The organism is Streptomyces kanasensis (assembly GCF_043077165.1).
Lineage (GTDB): Bacteria > Actinomycetota > Actinomycetes > Streptomycetales > Streptomycetaceae > Streptomyces > Streptomyces changanensis.
The window spans coordinates 111,959-129,184 of record NZ_JBIBSF010000004.1; the positions used below are offsets into that span (position 1 = coordinate 111,959).

At 71.4% G+C, this 17,226-nt stretch carries 10 protein-coding genes; 9 read left to right on the plus strand and 1 reads right to left on the minus strand.

All coding sequences use genetic code 11. From position 1 onward, the window contains the following. Window positions 1-92: 92 nt before the first annotated feature. Window positions 93-2,108 (minus strand): hypothetical protein, encoded by a 2,016-nt coding sequence (locus ACF053_RS12200; RefSeq protein ID WP_391953796.1) that lies wholly within the window; start codon window positions 2,106-2,108, stop codon window positions 93-95. 226 nt (window positions 2,109-2,334) lie between these two features. Between ACF053_RS12200 and ACF053_RS12205 the strand changes: the two genes are divergently transcribed. The 9 genes from ACF053_RS12205 (at window position 2,335) to ACF053_RS12245 (ending at window position 17,141) form a co-directional block, all read left to right on the plus strand. Beyond that, window positions 2,335-4,818 carry an ABC transporter substrate-binding protein gene (locus ACF053_RS12205; protein ID WP_391953797.1) on the plus strand — a complete coding sequence of 828 codons (2,484 nt, stop codon included), beginning with the start codon at window positions 2,335-2,337 and terminating at the stop codon, window positions 4,816-4,818. Between the two features lie 194 nt (window positions 4,819-5,012). Continuing rightward, the gene (gene typA, locus ACF053_RS12210) at window positions 5,013-6,920 is read left to right on the plus strand and encodes a translational GTPase TypA (RefSeq protein ID WP_391953798.1); all 1,908 of its coding nucleotides are present in this window, start codon (window positions 5,013-5,015) and stop codon (window positions 6,918-6,920) included. Window positions 6,921-7,971: 1,051 nt separating this feature from the next. Then, window positions 7,972-9,015 carry an ABC transporter permease gene (locus ACF053_RS12215; protein WP_391953799.1) on the plus strand — a complete coding sequence of 348 codons (1,044 nt, stop codon included), beginning with the start codon at window positions 7,972-7,974 and terminating at the stop codon, window positions 9,013-9,015. A 97-nt stretch (window positions 9,016-9,112) separates the two neighbouring features. Then, window positions 9,113-10,912, plus strand: coding sequence for an ABC transporter substrate-binding protein (locus ACF053_RS12220; protein ID WP_391953800.1), 1,800 nt, complete (start codon window positions 9,113-9,115; stop codon window positions 10,910-10,912). 107 nt (window positions 10,913-11,019) lie between these two features. Next, a complete protein-coding gene (locus tag ACF053_RS12225; protein ID WP_391953801.1) occupies window positions 11,020-11,997 on the plus strand; it encodes an ABC transporter permease in 978 nt (325 codons plus the stop codon). A 10-nt stretch (window positions 11,998-12,007) separates the two neighbouring features. Further along, window positions 12,008-13,069, plus strand: coding sequence for an ABC transporter ATP-binding protein (locus ACF053_RS12230; protein ID WP_391953802.1), 1,062 nt, complete (start codon window positions 12,008-12,010; stop codon window positions 13,067-13,069). Window positions 13,070-13,082: 13 nt separating this feature from the next. After that, window positions 13,083-14,180 carry an ABC transporter ATP-binding protein gene (locus ACF053_RS12235; protein WP_391953803.1) on the plus strand — a complete coding sequence of 366 codons (1,098 nt, stop codon included), beginning with the start codon at window positions 13,083-13,085 and terminating at the stop codon, window positions 14,178-14,180. 283 nt (window positions 14,181-14,463) lie between these two features. Continuing rightward, window positions 14,464-16,089, plus strand: coding sequence for a peptide ABC transporter substrate-binding protein (locus ACF053_RS12240; protein WP_391953804.1), 1,626 nt, complete (start codon window positions 14,464-14,466; stop codon window positions 16,087-16,089). A 128-nt stretch (window positions 16,090-16,217) separates the two neighbouring features. After that, a complete protein-coding gene (locus ACF053_RS12245; RefSeq protein ID WP_391953805.1) occupies window positions 16,218-17,141 on the plus strand; it encodes an ABC transporter permease in 924 nt (307 codons plus the stop codon). Window positions 17,142-17,226 lie beyond the last annotated feature (85 nt).

Genomic DNA, 17,226 nt, shown 5'->3' on the forward strand with positions numbered 1-17,226 from the left:
GGCCCGTCCCGCCGGACGGATGCGGCTCTCGAAAGCGGTTCGTCCCGCCGGGCGGGTGCGGCTGTCGGGCGGTCCGCTGCCGGACGGGCGGGTCAGAAGCGGTCGTCGCCGGCCAGCCGGTCCCGGGTGCCCCCGCCACCGAAGCGGGCGGGGGCCCCGGGCCACCCGCCGCCGGGCAGGTCGCCGCCGGGCACGTCGCCGTCCGCCACGCCCCCCACGAGGAGCCCGCCGAGCACCGCGCCGCCGACCTCGTCCCGGCCCCCGGGCGCCCCAGGGCGCTGCGGGGTGCCGCGCAGCCGGACGTCCTGCTCGGCGAGCGCCTGCGCCTGCCGGGCCAGCGCGTCCGCCCGCTGGGCGTCCGCCAGCGCCTCGCCCGGGTCCCGCGACGCGGCCGCCTCCGCCAGGTGGTGCCGGGCCTGTGCGAGCCGCGTCCGCGCGACGCTTCCCACGGCGCCCCGGTGGGTCGTCACGTACACCTCCGCCGCGCCCGCCGCCGACCGGGCGGCGAGCAGCGCCTGCTCCAGGAACGCCCGCGACCGCCGCGTCCCCTCGTCCCGCGCCAGTGCCTCGTCCAGGGCGGCGTCCGCCTCCTCCAGCCGGCGCAGCGCGTCGACCGGGTCGTACCCGCCCGCCTCCACCGCCCGGCGCACGTCGCCGGCCACCGACTCCAGCCGCGCCGCGCGGCCCCGCAGCCCGCCCGCCGAGGCGGCGCCGCCGGGCGCCCCCTCCAAGGTCCGCCGGGCCTCCGCGAGGTCCGCCTCCGCCTCGGCGAGCGCGTCCGGCAGCCGCCCGGCCGCCCCGGCGATCTCCACCGCCCGCCGGTCCACGGCCTCGACCAGCTGGTCCGCCTGGTCCAGGGCCCCCTCGGCGGCCCGCAGGTACACGGCCGCCCGCCGCCCGTCCCCCGCCACGCCGCCGCCGGGGGCGCCGTGGCCGGGGTCCGGGGAGGCGGGGCGGCCGACGGTCCCGTCAGGGGTACCGGCACCGAACCCGCCCGCACCCGCCACGGGATCGCGGGCACTGCCCGGTCCGGTGCCGACGGTTCGGCCCGCCGGGGGTTCGCCGGTGCAGCCCGGCGGACCGGGGTTCTTGAGGGGGCCCGCGGGTTCGTCGGTGCCGGCCGGGCCGGGGCCCGTGGTGGGGTCCGCCGCGACGCCGTCGGTACCGGCCGGTCCCGGAGCGGCGGCACCGTCCGCGCCCCGGTCGCCGGTGCCGCCCCGCTGCACGGCGCCGCTGCCGTCCGCCGCGCGGACCGGCGGGGCGTCCGGGGAGGCCAGGGCGTCCGGGGAGGGTGCGGCGAGGGCGGCGCGGGCCTGGGACAGGGCGGCCGCCGCGAAGTCCAGCCGGGTGCGGGCCACCTCGGGCGCGGTCGCCACGGGCTCGGCGGCGGACCGCGCGTAACGGCCGCGCATCGCGGTCAGCGCGGCCTCCGCCGTGGTGAGCCGCCCGACCAGCTCCCGGTGCGCCGCCTCCACCGCTGCCAGGGCCACCGGAGCCGCGGCCTCCAGGTCGCGCAGCGCATCGAAGTCCGGGACCTCCTCGTCCAGGCGGCGCCCCGCGTCCGCGCAGCGGGCCACGACCTCCTCCAGCGCCGCCCGCCGGCCCGCCTCGTCCTCCGGGTGCCCGTCGTCCAGCCGCTGGCGCAGCCGGAAGGCCGCCGCCACCTCACCCTCCGCGTACGCCAGTGCCTCGGCGGCGGACTTCACCGCCGCCTCGCCGTGCCCGGCCCGCGCCCAGGCCAGCTCCTCCCTACTGGTGCGCAGCGCGTCGTCCGCCGCTACAAGGGCGCGCCGGGCCCGCTCGTCCAGCTCCGCCTCGCGCGGTACGGCCGGGCCGCCGTGCGGCGTCGTGCGCGTCCGGACCCGCCGACGGCGGGTGACGAAGGCGTACCCGGCGATCGCCAGCGCCGTCGCGAGCAGCGCCACCGGGACCACCAGGTCGACGCCGGGTGCCCCGCCCTCCGGAGCGGGCGCACCCGGCGGGGCGGCGGCCGCGGGCGCGGGCGGTTCCGCGCGCACGTCAGGGGCGGCGGGGCCCACCAGCCAGCACACCGCCGCCGTCACTCCGGCGATCAGGGCCACGAGGGCCCGGGTGGCACTGCGCGTCACACGGGCGAGGTTAGGCGGTTCCCCGGAGTCCCGCGACCGTGCGTACGGCGCACCCGTGTGAGCGAACCGTCCGGGCCCCTCCGCGGGAGGCGTTGCGCCGCACGGGTGGGGTTGGCGGGCCGCCCCGCCGTGTCGCCGACGCACCGGCCGTCCCGTCCCTTTCAGTGGACGGGCAATAGGTGTGATCATCTCCAAAGTTCAGAAACCGGACGAAGAGGAACAAGCCATGGCCCAGGTCGGCGCCCGCGCACTCCGGTCCGTCGCGCTCCTCACCAGCGGCGTGCTCGCCGTCTCCGTACTCGCCGGCTGCAGCTCCGACGAGGAGGAGAGCAGCGCCCGCGCCGTGCCCGCGGACATCGCGGCGGCGCCGCGCGCACAGGTCAAGGACGGCGGCACCCTGCGGTGGGCGGTCGACGCGCTGCCCACCACCCTCAACGCCTTCCAGGCCGACGCGGACGCCACCACCGCGCGCATCACCGGCGCCGTCCTCCCCGCACTCTTCACCCTGGACGAACGCGGCCGGCCGCAGCCCAACGGCGACTACCTGGAAACGGCGGAGATCGTCGAGCAGAAGCCGAAGCAGATCGTCCGCTACAAGCTCCGCCAGCAGGCCGTGTGGAGCGACGGCCGCGAGATCGGGGCGCCCGACTTCGTCGCCCAGTGGCGGGCCCTGAGCGGCCGCAACACCGCGTACTGGACCGCGCGCAACGCCGGCTACGAACGCATCGAGAAGATCGAGCGGGGCGCCTCCGACCTGGAGGTCCGGGTCACCTTCGCCAAGCCGTACGCGGACTGGAAGGCGCTCTTCACACCGCTGTACCCCAAGGAGGTCATGGGGTCGCCGGACGCCTTCAACGACGGGGCGCGCACCCGGCTCGCCAAGTCGGCGGGTCCGTTCCGCCTGAAGACGGTCGACGCCGGGGCAGGCACGGTCACCCTCGTCCGCGACCCGCGCTGGTGGGGCGAGCCGGCCAAGCTCGACAGCCTCGTCCTGCACGTCGTCCCGCGCGACCGGCGCGCCCAGGCGCTCACCGCGAAGACCGTCGACCTCGCCGCCGTCGACCCCGCCCTCGCCCAGCGCGTCACCCGCGCCACGGAGACGGCGAAGACCGCGCCGGGCGGGGCTCCGGCCACCAGCGCCCCGGCCGGCGCGGCCGCCCAGGGCGCCCCCGCGCAGGCCGCCGCCACCGCGGCCCGCGCCCGGGAGGCGCAGACCGCCCAGGCCGCCGAGCGCGACGCCCTGCGCGGCTACGTCGTCCGCCGGACCCTGGAGCCCGCCTACACCCAGCTCGCCCTCAACGGCGCGTCCGGACCCCTCGCCGACGAACGGGTGCGCCGCGCCATCGCCCGCGCCATCGACCGCCAGGAGCTGGCGAAGGCGGTCCTGGCCCCGCTGGGGCTGCCCGCCGAACCGGTCGGCTCCCACCTCGCGCTCGCCGGTCAGTACGCGTACGCCGACAGCAGCGGCGCCCTCGGCAACCAGGACACCGAGGAAGCGCTCGCCCTGCTGGCCGACGCCGGTTGGACCAAGGCGGGCGCGCGCCGGACCGCCGCCCCGAAGGCGGGCACCGAGGCGTCCACGGCCCCCTCCGGGGCCGCCCCCGCCTCGAAGGCGGCCGCCTCCAAGGCGGTCGGCGCGGCGGCCAGGACGGCGGACGTGCCCTCCGACGACGGCCTGTACATCGTCGGCGACGACAAGGCCGACCCGCAGGGCAGGCCCGGTACCCACGTCCTCGCCCCGGCCCCCGCGGCCGCCGTCCACAGCAGCCTCGTCTCCGCCCAGGCCCGGGCCCTCACCCGCGCCCTCACGGTCGCCGGAGCCGACGCCAAGGCCGACGACGCCAAGGCCGACGGCGATGGTGACCGTGACGCGAAGGAGCCGGGCGAGGGGCGGGCCGCCGCCAAGCCCGCGTCCGAAGAGAAGAAGGCGTCCGAAGAGAAGAAGGCAGCCGACGGAGAGAAGACAGCCGACGGGAAGAAGGCGACCGGCGCGAAGGAGACCGCCGACGCCAAGGAGGCCGCCGGCGCCAAGAAGGCCCCCGCCGCCGACGCCCCCGGCCCCCAGCGCCCCGAGGCGCAGGGCGGCGCCCCCGGCGCGTACGCCCCCGTCGGCACCGCCGCCCCCGCCGGGAACCCGGCGGACCCGGCGAAGCCGGCCGCCGGTCCGCTCGGCAAGGACGGCCGGCCGCTGACCCTGCGCTTCGTCCTGCCGTCCGGGCCCGGCTCCGAGGTGCTGCGCTCGGTCGGCGACCGGATCTCCCGGATGCTGGACCGCATCGGCGTCCGCACGGAGATCAGCAAGGTCCCGGACGAGAACTTCTTCAAGGACCACATCGCCTCGGGCGACTACGACCTCGCCCTGTACTCCTGGCCCGGCACGGCCTTCCCCGCCACCGACGGGCGGCCCATCTTCGCCAAGCCGGAACCGGCCACCGACGGCTCCCTGCTGGTGGAGCAGAACTACACGCGGGTCGGCACGGACCACATCGACCAGCTCTTCGACCAGGCCGCCGCCGAGCTCGACGAGAAGGCCGCCCGCGACCTGGTCCGCCGGGCCGACGCCCGGATCTGGGCCGCCGCCGGCTCGATCCCGCTCTTCCAGCGGCCCGAGCTGGTGGCGGCGCGGAAGGACGTCGTCAACGCGGGCGCCTTCGGCTTCGCCACGCCCCGCTACGAGAACATCGGGTTCGCCGCGCGCAAGGCCGGGTGAACCCCCGGGGAACAAGAGCGCGGAGCCCCTCCGATCCGTTGCCCGCCGGCCCCGCCGGCGGGCACGATCATGCCCGGGAGGCCGAGTGTGCGGCAGCCCCGTACCATGGACACAGCCGTGGCGCGTCCGCCCGGCGGGCGTACGAGGAACAAAGAGACGCCGCACCCACGATCCGAGAGAAGCGCAAGCCACTCATGCCCACGCGCCACGACATCCGTAACGTAGCCATCGTCGCCCACGTCGACCACGGCAAGACGACCATCGTCGACGCCATGCTCAAGCAGGCCGGCGCCTTCGCCGCGCACCAGCTGGACTCCGTCGACGACCGCATGATGGACTCGAACGACCTGGAGCGTGAGAAGGGCATCACGATCCTGGCCAAGAACACCGCCGTGAAGTACCACCCCAAGGACGGCGGGGCCCCGATCACGATCAACATCATCGACACCCCCGGCCACGCCGACTTCGGCGGCGAGGTCGAGCGCGGCCTGTCGATGGTCGACGGCGTGGTGCTGCTCGTGGACGCCTCCGAGGGCCCGCTCCCGCAGACCCGCTTCGTGCTCCGCAAGGCGCTCCAGCGCCGGATGCCGGTCATCCTCTGCATCAACAAGACGGACCGCCCCGACTCCCGGATCGACGAGGTCGTCAACGAGACCTACGACCTGTTCCTCGACCTGGACGCGGACGAGGAGCAGATCGAGTTCCCGATCGTCTACGCCTGCGGCCGCGACGGCATCGCCTCGCTGACCAAGCCGGAGGACGGCACGGTCCCGGCGGACTCCACCAACCTGGAGCCGTTCTTCTCCACCATCCTGGAGCACATCCCGGCCCCGACGTTCGACGACGAGGCCCCGCTCCAGGCGCACGTCACCAACCTGGACGCCGACAACTTCCTCGGCCGCATCGCGCTGCTCCGCGTCGAGCAGGGCGAGCTGCGCAAGGGCCAGACGGTCGCGTGGATCAAGCGTGACGGCACCGTCTCCAACGTCCGCATCAGCGAGCTGATGATGACCGAGGCGCTCACCCGCAAGCCGGCCGAGGTGGCGGGCCCCGGTGACATCTGCGCCGTCGCCGGCATCCCGGACATCATGATCGGCGAGACGCTGGCCGACCCGGAGAACCCGGTCGCGCTGCCGCTGATCACGGTCGACGAGCCGGCGATCTCGATGGTCATCGGTACGAACACCTCCCCGCTGGTCGGCCGCGGCGCCACCGGCAAGGGCGCCGACAACAAGGCGGCCGTCAAGGACCGCAAGGTCACCGCCCGCCAGGTGAAGGACCGCCTCGACCGCGAGCTGATCGGCAACGTCTCGCTGCGCGTCCTCGACACCGAGCGCCCCGACGCCTGGGAGGTGCAGGGCCGCGGTGAGCTGGCGCTGGCCATCCTGGTCGAGCAGATGCGCCGCGAGGGCTTCGAGCTGACCATCGGCAAGCCGCAGGTGGTCACCAAGGAGATCGACGGCAAGGTCCACGAGCCGGTCGAGCGCATGACGATCGACGTGCCCGAGGAGCACATGGGCGCCGTCACGCAGCTCATGGGCGTCCGCAAGGGCCGCATGGACAACATGTCCAACCACGGCTCCGGTTGGGTCCGCATGGAGTTCGTCGTGCCGTCCCGCGGCCTGATCGGCTTCCGTACCGAGTTCCTGACCCAGACGCGCGGCACGGGCATCGCCCACTCCATCCACGAGGGCCACGAGCCGTGGTTCGGCACGCTGCAGACCCGCAACAACGGCTCGCTGGTCGCCGACCGCTCCGGCGCCGTCACCGCCTTCGCGATGACCAACCTCCAGGAGCGCGGCGTGCTCTTCGTGGAGCCGGGCACCGAGGTGTACGAGGGCATGATCGTCGGTGAGAACTCCCGCTCCGACGACATGGACGTCAACATCACCAAGGAGAAGAAGCTCACGAACATGCGGTCGTCCTCGGCCGACTCGTTCGAGGCGATCGTCCCGCCGCGGAAGCTGTCGCTGGAGCAGTCCCTGGAGTTCTGCCGCGACGACGAGTGCGTCGAGGTGACCCCGGAGGCCGTCCGCATCCGCAAGGTCAACCTGGACGGGCGCGAGCGCGCCCGTGCGGCCTCCCGCGCCAAGCACGGCTGACGCCGCGGCAGCACAGCGCACACAGCAGCACACAGGACGCGCGCCACGGCGCGCGGGCCCACCGACGGCCGCCGGGTTCCGACCCGGCGGCCGTCGGCCGTTCCCGGGGGTGGCGCGGGAGGCGGTCCGGTGGCGGGCGGGGTGACGCGGGGGCGGTGTGGTCGGTGGTGGAGGAATCGGGGCCGGTCCAGGGGGCGTTCGTGTGCCGCGCCGGGGGGCCGGCGGGGGAACGGCGGGGCTCCCGAGGGGCGTCGGTGGGGGCGTCCGACAGCCGGTGCGCGTCGTCTCCGCGCGCGCCGCGGGCGGTGCTGCGGGCGGTGTGGCGCGGTACGTCCGACGGGTTCACGTCAACGTGTTTTCGATTGCGAAGCGTCCGGTTATCGATCGTCGCTCTCCGGAACATGTGTTAACAGTCCGTTTCGCGGGTGTCTGTCTGTGCTCAGTTTGTCTGGATTTCGGTCAGCGGCACTTGGGCGATGTTGTCAAAACGAGACCCTTTAAGTGTGGTTTACAGCCCGGACGTACTTAATAGTTGGCTCCACTGAGCTCGGGTCGATGGGTCACGCGCTGTGGGGAGCGCCGACTCACGAGCACACGTGGTACAGCACTTCGCCGTCAGGGGTGTCGGCGGAGTGCCCCGTACCCAACCATGCAGTGATACGTGGACTCATGAGGAGGAACCCATGCGCGGTGCCACGAGCGCCAGTGGGGTCGGGTCGTCGCAGCTGGCTCCAACGGCCGGTCACCCGTGTACGTCAACCGGTCGGGCCGCCTGCAGCGGTCGGCGATTCTGAGACCCGGTCAACCGCTCGGCTCGCGCTCCTTTGGGGGGTAATCCACCCCTGCCGACCTTCCCTTCCGGCCTCCCGCCACGGGTCCCACCCGTCCGGCGGGCGGTGCTGCCGCCTTACCCCTTCACGGGTGCCCGGCATGCCCGAAAGGCTCGTGAGGAACGTCGGGCAGCGGATCCGACCGACCGGGTGCACACCACCCGGCCGTCGCCGCACGCGCAGGACCGCGGGTCATCCGACACCCGTGAAATGGACACACCATGACCAGTCCAATTGAGATCGAAGGCCGCGAAGCCTCCGTCGCCTTGGACAAAGACACCACGGCCAAGACCGACGCCACGGAGGAGAAGCAGCAGGGCCACCAGGGCCGTTCGCCCGGGCAGCTGATGTGGATGCGCTTCAAGCGCGACCGCGTCGGCGTCGTCTCCGCCCTCGTGGTGCTCTCCTACTTCGTCATCGGCGCCCTCGCGCCCGTCATCTCCGCGCTGTACGGCAAGGACCCGTACACCCTGTACCCCACGGTGCCGGGTCACGAGAACATCCTCGACGACTTCGGCATGCCGTACGGCACCTTCGGCGGCGTCTCCGGCGAGTTCTGGTTCGGTGTCGAGCCCAAGCTGGGCCGCGACGTGTTCACCATGCTCGTCTACGGCATCCGCACGTCGCTGTACATGGCCGTGGTGCTGACGGTCCTGGCCGTGGTCACCGGTGTCGTCATCGGCATGGTCGGCGGCTTCTTCGGCGGCAAGGTCGACTACTGGCTCGGCCGGACCACCGACTTCTTCCTCGCCTTCCCGAGCCAGCTCTTCTTCATCGCCTTCATGCCCGTCGTGACCGCGATGTTCGTCGACCCGCGGGACGAGACGCCGACCTACCTCCGGGCCGTCGCCATCCTCCTCGTGATGTGGTTCCTCGGCTGGATGGGCATGGCCCGCCTCGTGCGCAGCTCCGTACTGACCCTGCGGGAGCGGGAGTTCGTCGAGGCCGCGCTCGTCTCCGGCGCCTCGCGGTGGCGGATCGTCCGCAAGGAGATCCTGCCGAACATCGTGACGCCGATCCTGGTGCAGGGCACGTACATGCTGCCCAGCGCCATCCTCAGTATCGCGTTCCTCTCGTACGTCGGTGTCGGCTTCGTCGAGCCGACCCCGGACTGGGGCCGCATGTTCGCCATCGGCTCGAAGATCTACCAGCAGGACCCGGCGTTCATGATCTTCCCCGGCGTCGCTCTCGTGGTCTTCGTCCTCGCCTTCAACCTGCTCGGCGACTCGGTCCGCGACGCGTTCGACCCCAAGACCGGACGGTGACGTCCACGTGCGGGGGAGCTGCCGCCCCCGCACCGGGCAACCGGACGGCAGGCAGCACTTTTCTGGACAACCACTCACAGGTAGGTGCACGAGCATCATGAAGTCCATCCGATCGCGTTCCACGAGCGCCATAGTCGTCGCCATGGCGGCCGGCTCCCTCGTGCTGGCCGGCTGCAGCAGCAACAACGGCGGTAGTGGCCCCAAGGACAAGGCGCCCGACGCCAGCCACGCCGCCGAGCAGTCGAAGCCGGTCGCCTACGGCGACGCCGCTGCCTCCACCGGTCCCGCCAAGGAGGTCGCCGGTGCGAAGTCCGGCGGCTTCATCGAGGTCTACCAGCAGTCCGACCTCAGCCACATGGACCCGGGTCAGATCTACGTCTCCGACGCCGGCCAGTTCGCCAACCTGGTCCACCGCAAGCTGACGAACTACCAGGAGGACGCCAAGGGCAACCTGACCGTCGTCGGTGACATCGCCACCGACTCCGGCCAGACCACCGACGGCGGCAAGACCTGGAAGTACACGCTCAAGGACGGCATCAAGGACGAGGACGGCAACGTCATCACCTCGGCCGACATCCGCCACTCCATCGAGCGCCTGTACTCGAAGGTCATCTTCGACGGCCCGACGTTCGTCCAGACCTGGCTCTCCGGCACGGACTACCGCAAGGCGCTGCCGGACGGCCCGTACAAGGGCAAGCACCTGCCGAACACCGTCCTGGAGACCCCGGACGCCAAGACGGTCATCTTCAAGTTCAACCAGCCGCGCCCCGACCTGCCGCAGGCGCTCGCGATGGCCGGCTACGGCATCGTCCCCGCGAAGCAGGACACCAAGGAGAAGTACGACAAGGCGCCCAAGGCGCTCGGCCCGTACAAGCTCACCGAGTACAAGGCCGGCAAGTCCTTCAAGCTCGTGCGCAACACGCACTGGGACCCGAAGACCGACGCGGTCCGCCACCAGTACGTGGACGGCTACAACTTCACCAACACCGTCGACGCGGCCAGCCAGACCAAGCGTCTGATCGCCGACCAGGGCGAGGCGAAGAACGCCATCCAGTTCACCGACTCGGTCGAGACCACGCTCGTCCGCGACGTCGTGACCAAGCCCGCGGTCAACAAGCGCACCGTCAAGGGCTACCAGCCCTACGTCTGGCAGCTGACGTTCAACATGGACAAGCTGAAGGACAAGAAGGTCCGCGACGCGATCACGTACGCGATCCCGAACGAGCGGATGATCCAGGCCGACGGCGGCAAGTACGGCGGCGAGATCGCCGGCGGTCTGTTCGCCCCGACCCTGCCGGGCCACGACCCGAACTACGACCCCTTCGGCAAGAAGAAGAAGCCGAACGGTGACCCGGAGAAGGCCAAGAAGCTGCTGAAGGAGGCCGGCGTCAAGGAGGGCACCAAGCTGACGTACGCCTACTCCAACACTCCGCGCGGCCAGAACCAGTCGGTCATCATCCGGGACGCGCTCAACGCGATCGGCTTCAACGTCCAGCTGAAGGAGGTCGAGCGCGCGAGCTACTACGAGCAGATCGGCAAGGTCAAGAACCCGTACGACCTGTACATGACCGGTTGGGGCCAGGACTGGTCGTCCCCCTCGACCGTCGTCACCCCGGTCTACGACGGCAAGCTGATCTCCGACGGCGGTTCGAACTACTCGCACATCAACGACGCGAAGGTCAACTCCCTGATCGAGGAGGCCCTGAAGCTCCAGCCGGAGCAGGCCGCCGCGAAGTGGGAGGAGGCGCACAAGCGCATCGTCGAGGAGATCAACCCGGCCGCCCCGGTCTACTACTCGAAGCAGATGCAGCTCTTCGGCTCCAACATCGGTGGTGCCCGCTACAGCACCAACTCGAGCTACATCAACATCAACGACCTGTTCGTGAAGCAGCCGTAGTCCCGGACATCGGCTGACCCGTGGGGGTGCGCGCCAGGCGGAGCGCGTCCCCACGGGCCCTGAACCCCTCACCGCCCCGCCGCTTCCGAAGAGAGCAGCTGCCCGCCATGCTTCAGTTCCTCATCCGCAGGGTGATCGGCGCGTTCGTGATCATGTTTTTGATCGGCGCCTTCACGTTCTTCCTGTTCTACACAATCCCCCAGGACTTCGCCGCCCTCTCCTGTGGCAAGAACTGCTCGCCGGAGAACCTGGCCGTCATCCGGGAGAACCTCGGACTCGACAAGCCCATCACCACGCAGTTCTGGACCTTCATGGTGGGCATCGTCGCCGGGCGCGACTTCGCGCAGGGCCACTGCTCCGCGCCGTGCCTGGGCATGTCCTTCGACTCGGGTGACTTCGTCTGGGACTCGATCGTCGACCGCTTCCCGCTGACGCTCTCGCTCACCATCGGCGGGCTCATCATCTTCCTGGTGCTCGGCCTCGGGTCCGGCATGCTCGCCGCCTGGAAGCGCGGTACGAAGGCCGACAAGTTCGTCTCCGGCGCCTCGATGGTGCTGAGCTCGTTCCAGATCTACTTCCTCGGCGCGGTCGTCCTCGGCGTCATGGTCTACCAGACGGGCTGGATGGAGAACCCGAGCTACACGCCGTTCACCGAGGACCCGCTCGCCTGGGCCACCGGCCTGCTCATCCCGTGGGCCGTGATGGCGACCATCTTCACCGCGCAGTACACGCGTATGGCGCGCTCCACGATGATCGAGCAGCTCCAGGAGGAGCACGTCCGCACGGCGAAGGCCAAGGGCATGGCGCAGCGGTACGTCTTCTTCCGGTACGCCTGGCGCGGATCCCTGACGCCCATCGTGACCATCATCGGCATGGACCTCAGCGCGCTGCTCTCCGGCGCGGTCGTCACCGAGTTCACCTTCGACCTGGCTGGCATCGGCCGCCTCGCCGTCGACGCCTCGATCAGCAAGGACCTGCCGCTGACGATGGGCGTGATGCTGTTCGGCGCCTTCTTCATCCTGCTGCTGAACATCGTCGTGGACATCGCCTACGCCTACATCGACCCGCGCGTGCGCCTCGCCTAGGAGAACGACCGTGACCACACTGACCAAGACCGAAGACACGCCGGCCCCGACCGGGCCGGGGGGCTTCCTCTCGGTCCGCGACCTGCGCGTGGCCTTCTCCACCGAGGACGGCGTCGTCCGGGCCGTCGACGGCCTCTCCTTCGACATCGAGCGCGGCAAGACGCTGGGCATCGTCGGCGAGTCGGGCTCCGGCAAGTCCGTGACCAACCTGACGGTCCTCGGCCTGCACAACCGCAAGTCGACGGACATCCAGGGCGAGATCATCCTGGACGGCCAGGAGCTGACCACCGCCTCCGAGAAGGAGCTGGAGAAGGTCCGCGGCAACAAGGCCGCCATGATCTTCCAGGACCCGCTGACCGCGCTCTCCCCGTACTACACGGTGGGCCGGCAGCTCTCCGAGCCGTTCATGAAGCACCGCGGCGCCTCCAAGAAGGAGGCGAAGGACCGCGCGATCGAGATGCTGACCAAGGTCGGCATCCCGCAGCCGCAGACCCGCTTCGACGACTACCCGCACCAGTTCTCCGGCGGCATGCGCCAGCGCGCCATGATCGCCATGGCGCTGATGTGCGACCCCGAGCTGCTCATCGCCGACGAGCCGACCACCGCGCTCGACGTGACCGTGCAGGCCCAGATCCTGGACCTGCTGCGCGACCTCCAGCAGGAGTTCGGCTCGGCGATCATCTTCATCACCCACGACCTCGGCGTCATCGCCAACATGGCGGACGACCTGCTGGTGATGTACGCGGGCCGGGCCGTCGAGCGCGGCAGCGTCCGCGAGGTGCTGCGCGAGCCGAAGCACCCCTACACCTGGGGCCTGCTCAGCTCGATGCCGCGCCTCGGCGGTGACACCAGCGAGCCGCTCGTGCCGATCCCCGGCACCCCGCCGAGCCTGCTGAACCCGCCCAACGGCTGCCGCTTCCACCCGCGGTGCCGCTTCAAGGACGAGGTCCCCGGCGACCGCTGCTCGACCGAGCGGCCCCTGCTGGCGGACGGCCGCGCCGCGGCCTGCCACCTCACGGCGGAGCAGAAGCAGTCCATCTTCATCGACCAGATCAAGCCCCGGCTGGGCTAGGAGACGCAGAGACATGAGCGAGAACGTCACTCTGCCGCAGCAGGGAACACCGCAGCAGGCAGAACCGCTGCTGAAGGTCGAAGGACTGGCCAAGCACTTCCCCATCTACGGCGGCTTCCCCTTCAAGCGCCAGGTCGGCGCCGTCAAGGCGGTCGACGGGGTGGACCTCACCGTCCACCGTGGCGAGGCGCTGGGCCTGGTCGGTGAGTCCGGCTGCGGCAAGTCGACCACCGGCCGGTTGATCACCCGCCTGCTGGAGCCCACCGGCGGCCGGATCGAGTACGCCGGCGTCGACATCACGCACGCCAAGCGCAAGCAGATGGCGCCGATCCGGTCCGAGATCCAGATGATCTTCCAGGACCCGTACTCGTCGCTGAACCCGCGCCAGACCGTCGGCTCGATCATCAAGAGCCCGATGGAGGTCAACGGGATCAACCCGCCCGGGGGCCGCGAGAAGCGCGTCCGCGAGCTGCTCGAGACGGTCGGCCTGAATCCGGAGCACTACAACCGCTTCCCGCACGAGTTCTCCGGCGGACAGCGCCAGCGCATCGGCGTCGCCCGCGCCCTGGCGCTGGAGCCGAAGCTGATCGTCGCGGACGAGCCGGTGTCGGCCCTGGACGTGTCCATCCAGGCGCAGGTCGTGAACCTGCTGCAGAAGGTCCAGGAAGAGATGGGCATCGCCTTCCTCTTCATCGCCCACGACCTGGCGGTCGTCCGGCACTTCTCGCAGCGCGTCGCGGTGATGTACCTGGGCAAGGTCGTGGAGGTCGCCGACCGCGACGCCCTGTACAACCGTCCCCGCCACCCGTACACGCACGCGCTGCTGTCGGCCGTGCCGGAGGCGAGCGTCGACGAGCCGCAGCGCGAGCGCATCCGCCTCGCGGGTGACGTGCCGTCCCCGATCAACCCGCCCTCCGGCTGCCGGTTCCGCACCCGCTGCTGGAAGGCGCAGGAGAAGTGCGCCACGGACGATCCGCCGCTCGTGCAGATCGCCGGCAACTCCGAGGGGCACCTGACCGCGTGCCACTTCCCGGAGGAGCCGACGATCAGGTCGGGCAAGGAGGTCGTCCTGGATCCGGCGCTCGCCTCCCTGGAGTCGGACGCCAAGTAGTCCGCCCGCGTACCGAGGCCCCCCGCCACCCGGCGGGGGGCCTTCGTCGTGCCCTGGGCCGGTGGCCGGTGGCCGGTGGCCGGACGTGCGGCCGGGGCCCGGCCCGTGCCCGGGACCGGATCCGTGCCCGAGGCCGGCCCGTGCCCGGGACCCGCGACCGGGCCCGGACGCGGCGCCCGGCCCCGGCACCCCGTTGGGTGCCGTGCGCGTGCACGGCCCACCACCTGGGGCGATAGTGGGCCTACCTACCGCGAACCGGCACGGAACCCCCCAGGAGGCAGCCATGCGCGGAGCCAGCCAGCCCACGAAGTGGGTCGCCTGCGCCGTCGCCGTCGTGCTCGCCGCGTCCGCGACCGCGTGCGGCGGGGGCGGGGGCGGTGGCGGCGACGGGATCCTCAGCTCCTCCTGGGGCGACCCGCAGAACCCCCTGGAGCCCGCCAACACCAACGAGGTCCAGGGCGGCAAGGTCCTCGACATGATCTTCCGCGGCCTCAAGCGGTACGACCCGGAGACGGGCGAGGCCAAGGACATGGTCGCCGAGAAGATCGAGACGTCCGACTCGCAGAACTTCACCGTCACCCTGAAGGACGGGTGGACCTTCAGCAACGGCGAGAAGGTCACCGCGAAGTCCTTCGTCGACGCCTGGAACTACGCCGCCCACATCGACAGCAAGCAGAACAACGCCCCCTTCTTCGCCGACATCGTCGGGTACGAGGAAGTCCACCCCGAGGCCGGCAGTCCGAAGTCGAAGACGATGCGCGGCCTGGTCGTCAAGGACGAGCGCACCTTCACCGTGGCGCTGACGGACAAGTTCTCCACCTGGCCGGAGACCCTCGGGTACCAGGCGTTCATGCCGCTGCCGCAGGCGTTCTTCGCCGACCGCGCCGCGTGGCTGGACAAGCCCGTCGGCAACGGCCCGTACACCATCGAGGCGTACACCAAGGGCAGCGAGATGCGGCTGCGCCGCCGGGACGGTTACGAGGGCCCGGACAAGGCGCAGAACGCCGGTGTCGACCTGCGCGTCTACACCGACAACAACACCGCCTACCAGGACCTGATCTCCGGCAACCTCGACCTGGTCGACGACGTGCCCGCGCAGCAGTTGAAGAACGTCAAGGGCGACCTCGGCGACCGGTACATCAACCAGCCCGCGCTGATCATCCAGACGCTGTTCTTCCCCTTCTACCGGCCCGAGTGGTCCAAGCCCGGCATGGAGAAGGTCCGCGTCGGGCTCTCCAAGGCGATCAACCGCGAGCAGATCACCCGGCAGATCTTCCAGGGCACCCGCACCCCGGCCAAGGACTGGACCTCCCCGGCCCTCGGCGAGCAGGGCGGCTACTCCGACAGCTGCGGCGACGCGTGCGTGTTCGACGCCGCCGAGGCGAAGCGGCTCATCGAGGAGGGCGGCGGCCTGCCCGGCGGCAGGATCACGCTCACCTCGAACGTCGACACCGGATCGCACCGCCAGTGGATGGACGCGGTCTGCAACAGCGTCAACAACGTCCTGGGCCGCGGCCCCGTCTGCACCGTCAACCCCGTCGGCACCTTCGCAGACTTCCGCAACCAGGTCTCCAACGCCCGCGTCACCGGCCCGTTCCGCTCCGGCTGGCAGGCCGACTACCCGCTCATCCAGAACTTCCTGGAGCCCCTGTACTACACCGGCGCCTCCTCCAACTACGGCAAGTTCAGCAACCAGCGCTTCGACGCCCTCGTCGACCGCGCCAACGCCGAGGCCGACGAGGCCGCCGCCGTGAAGCTCTTCCAGGACGCCGAGCGCATCCTCGCCGACCAGATGCCGGCCATCCCCCTCTGGTACCAGAACGGCAGCGCGGGGTACTCCGAGCGGCTCTCCGAGGTGAAGCTCAACCAGTTCAGCGTCCCCGTGTACGACGCGATCAAGGTCGGCTGACCCCGCGCCACGGGCTCCCGCGCGGCGGACCGCCCCCGGCCCGGGCCCCGCCCCCGCCACGGGCCCCACCGCCGGCTCCCGGCACAGGACACCCGCCACCCGCAACCCGCCACCCCCGAGGAGGGCTCATGGGGCGTTACCTGGTCCGGCGGCTGCTCCAGATGATCCCCGTGTTCATCGGGACCACCCTGCTGATCTTCCTCATGGTGTACGCGCTCGGGGACCCCGTCGCGGCGCTCTTCGGCGACAAGGCGCCCGACCCGGCCACCGCCGCCCGCATCCGCGCGGACCTCCACCTCGACGAGCCGCTGTGGAAGCAGTACGTCCTGTACATGGGGGCGATCTTCCGGGGTGACTTCGGCACCGCCTTCAACGGGCAGCCGGTCACGGAGCTGATGGCGAGCGCCTTCCCCGTCACCCTGCGCCTGACGGTCGTCGCCGTCGTCATCGAGATCGTCGTCGGCATCACCCTCGGCGTGGTCAGCGGCCTCAAGCGCGGCCGTCCCCTCGACACCGGGCTGCTCGTCCTCACCCTCGTCGTGATCTCCGTCCCCACCTTCGTCTCCGGCTACCTCCTGCAGTTCCTCCTCGGTGTCAAATGGGGGTGGATCAGCCCGTCCGTCTCCTCGGAGGCCCGCTTCGACGAACTGCTCCTGCCCGGCGTGGTGCTCGCCCTCGTCTCCCTCGCCTACGTCACCCGGCTCAGCCGCACCTCCATCGCCGAGAACCTCCGCGCCGACTACGTGCGCACCGCCGTCGCCAAGGGACTGCCGCGGCACCGGGTCATCACCCGCCACCTGCTGCGCAACTCGCTCATCCCCGTCGTCACCTTCATCGGCGCCGACGTGGGCGCGCTGATGGGGGGCGCCATCGTCACCGAGCGGATCTTCAACATCCACGGCGTCGGCTACCAGCTCTACCAGGGCATCCTGCGCAACAACTCGCCCACCGTCGTCGGCTTCGTGACGATCCTCGTCATCGTCTTCCTGGTGGCGAACCTGCTCGTCGACCTGCTCTACGCGGTCCTGGACCCGAGGATCCGCTATGCCTGAGCCGCAGGAGCCCCATGACCCCCGCGATCCCAAAGACCCCCGCGACCCCAACGGCATCGGGGAGCCCGGTGGCCCCCACAGCCCC

What these genes read in the sequence shown, in the direction of transcription:
- ACF053_RS12205 (WP_391953797.1), top strand. Translation starts at nt 2,335, where the DNA reads ATGGCCCAGGTCGGCGCCCGCGCACTCCGGTCCGTCGCGCTCCTCACC.
- ACF053_RS12235 (WP_391953803.1), top strand. Translation starts at nt 13,083, where the DNA reads ATGAGCGAGAACGTCACTCTGCCGCAGCAGGGAACACCGCAGCAGGCA.
- ACF053_RS12245 (WP_391953805.1), top strand. Translation starts at nt 16,218, where the DNA reads ATGGGGCGTTACCTGGTCCGGCGGCTGCTCCAGATGATCCCCGTGTTC.
- ACF053_RS12215 (WP_391953799.1), top strand. Translation starts at nt 7,972, where the DNA reads ATGACCAGTCCAATTGAGATCGAAGGCCGCGAAGCCTCCGTCGCCTTG.
- ACF053_RS12220 (WP_391953800.1), top strand. Translation starts at nt 9,113, where the DNA reads ATGAAGTCCATCCGATCGCGTTCCACGAGCGCCATAGTCGTCGCCATG.
- ACF053_RS12225 (WP_391953801.1), top strand. Translation starts at nt 11,020, where the DNA reads ATGCTTCAGTTCCTCATCCGCAGGGTGATCGGCGCGTTCGTGATCATG.
- ACF053_RS12240 (WP_391953804.1), top strand. Translation starts at nt 14,464, where the DNA reads ATGCGCGGAGCCAGCCAGCCCACGAAGTGGGTCGCCTGCGCCGTCGCC.
- typA (WP_391953798.1), top strand. Translation starts at nt 5,013, where the DNA reads ATGCCCACGCGCCACGACATCCGTAACGTAGCCATCGTCGCCCACGTC.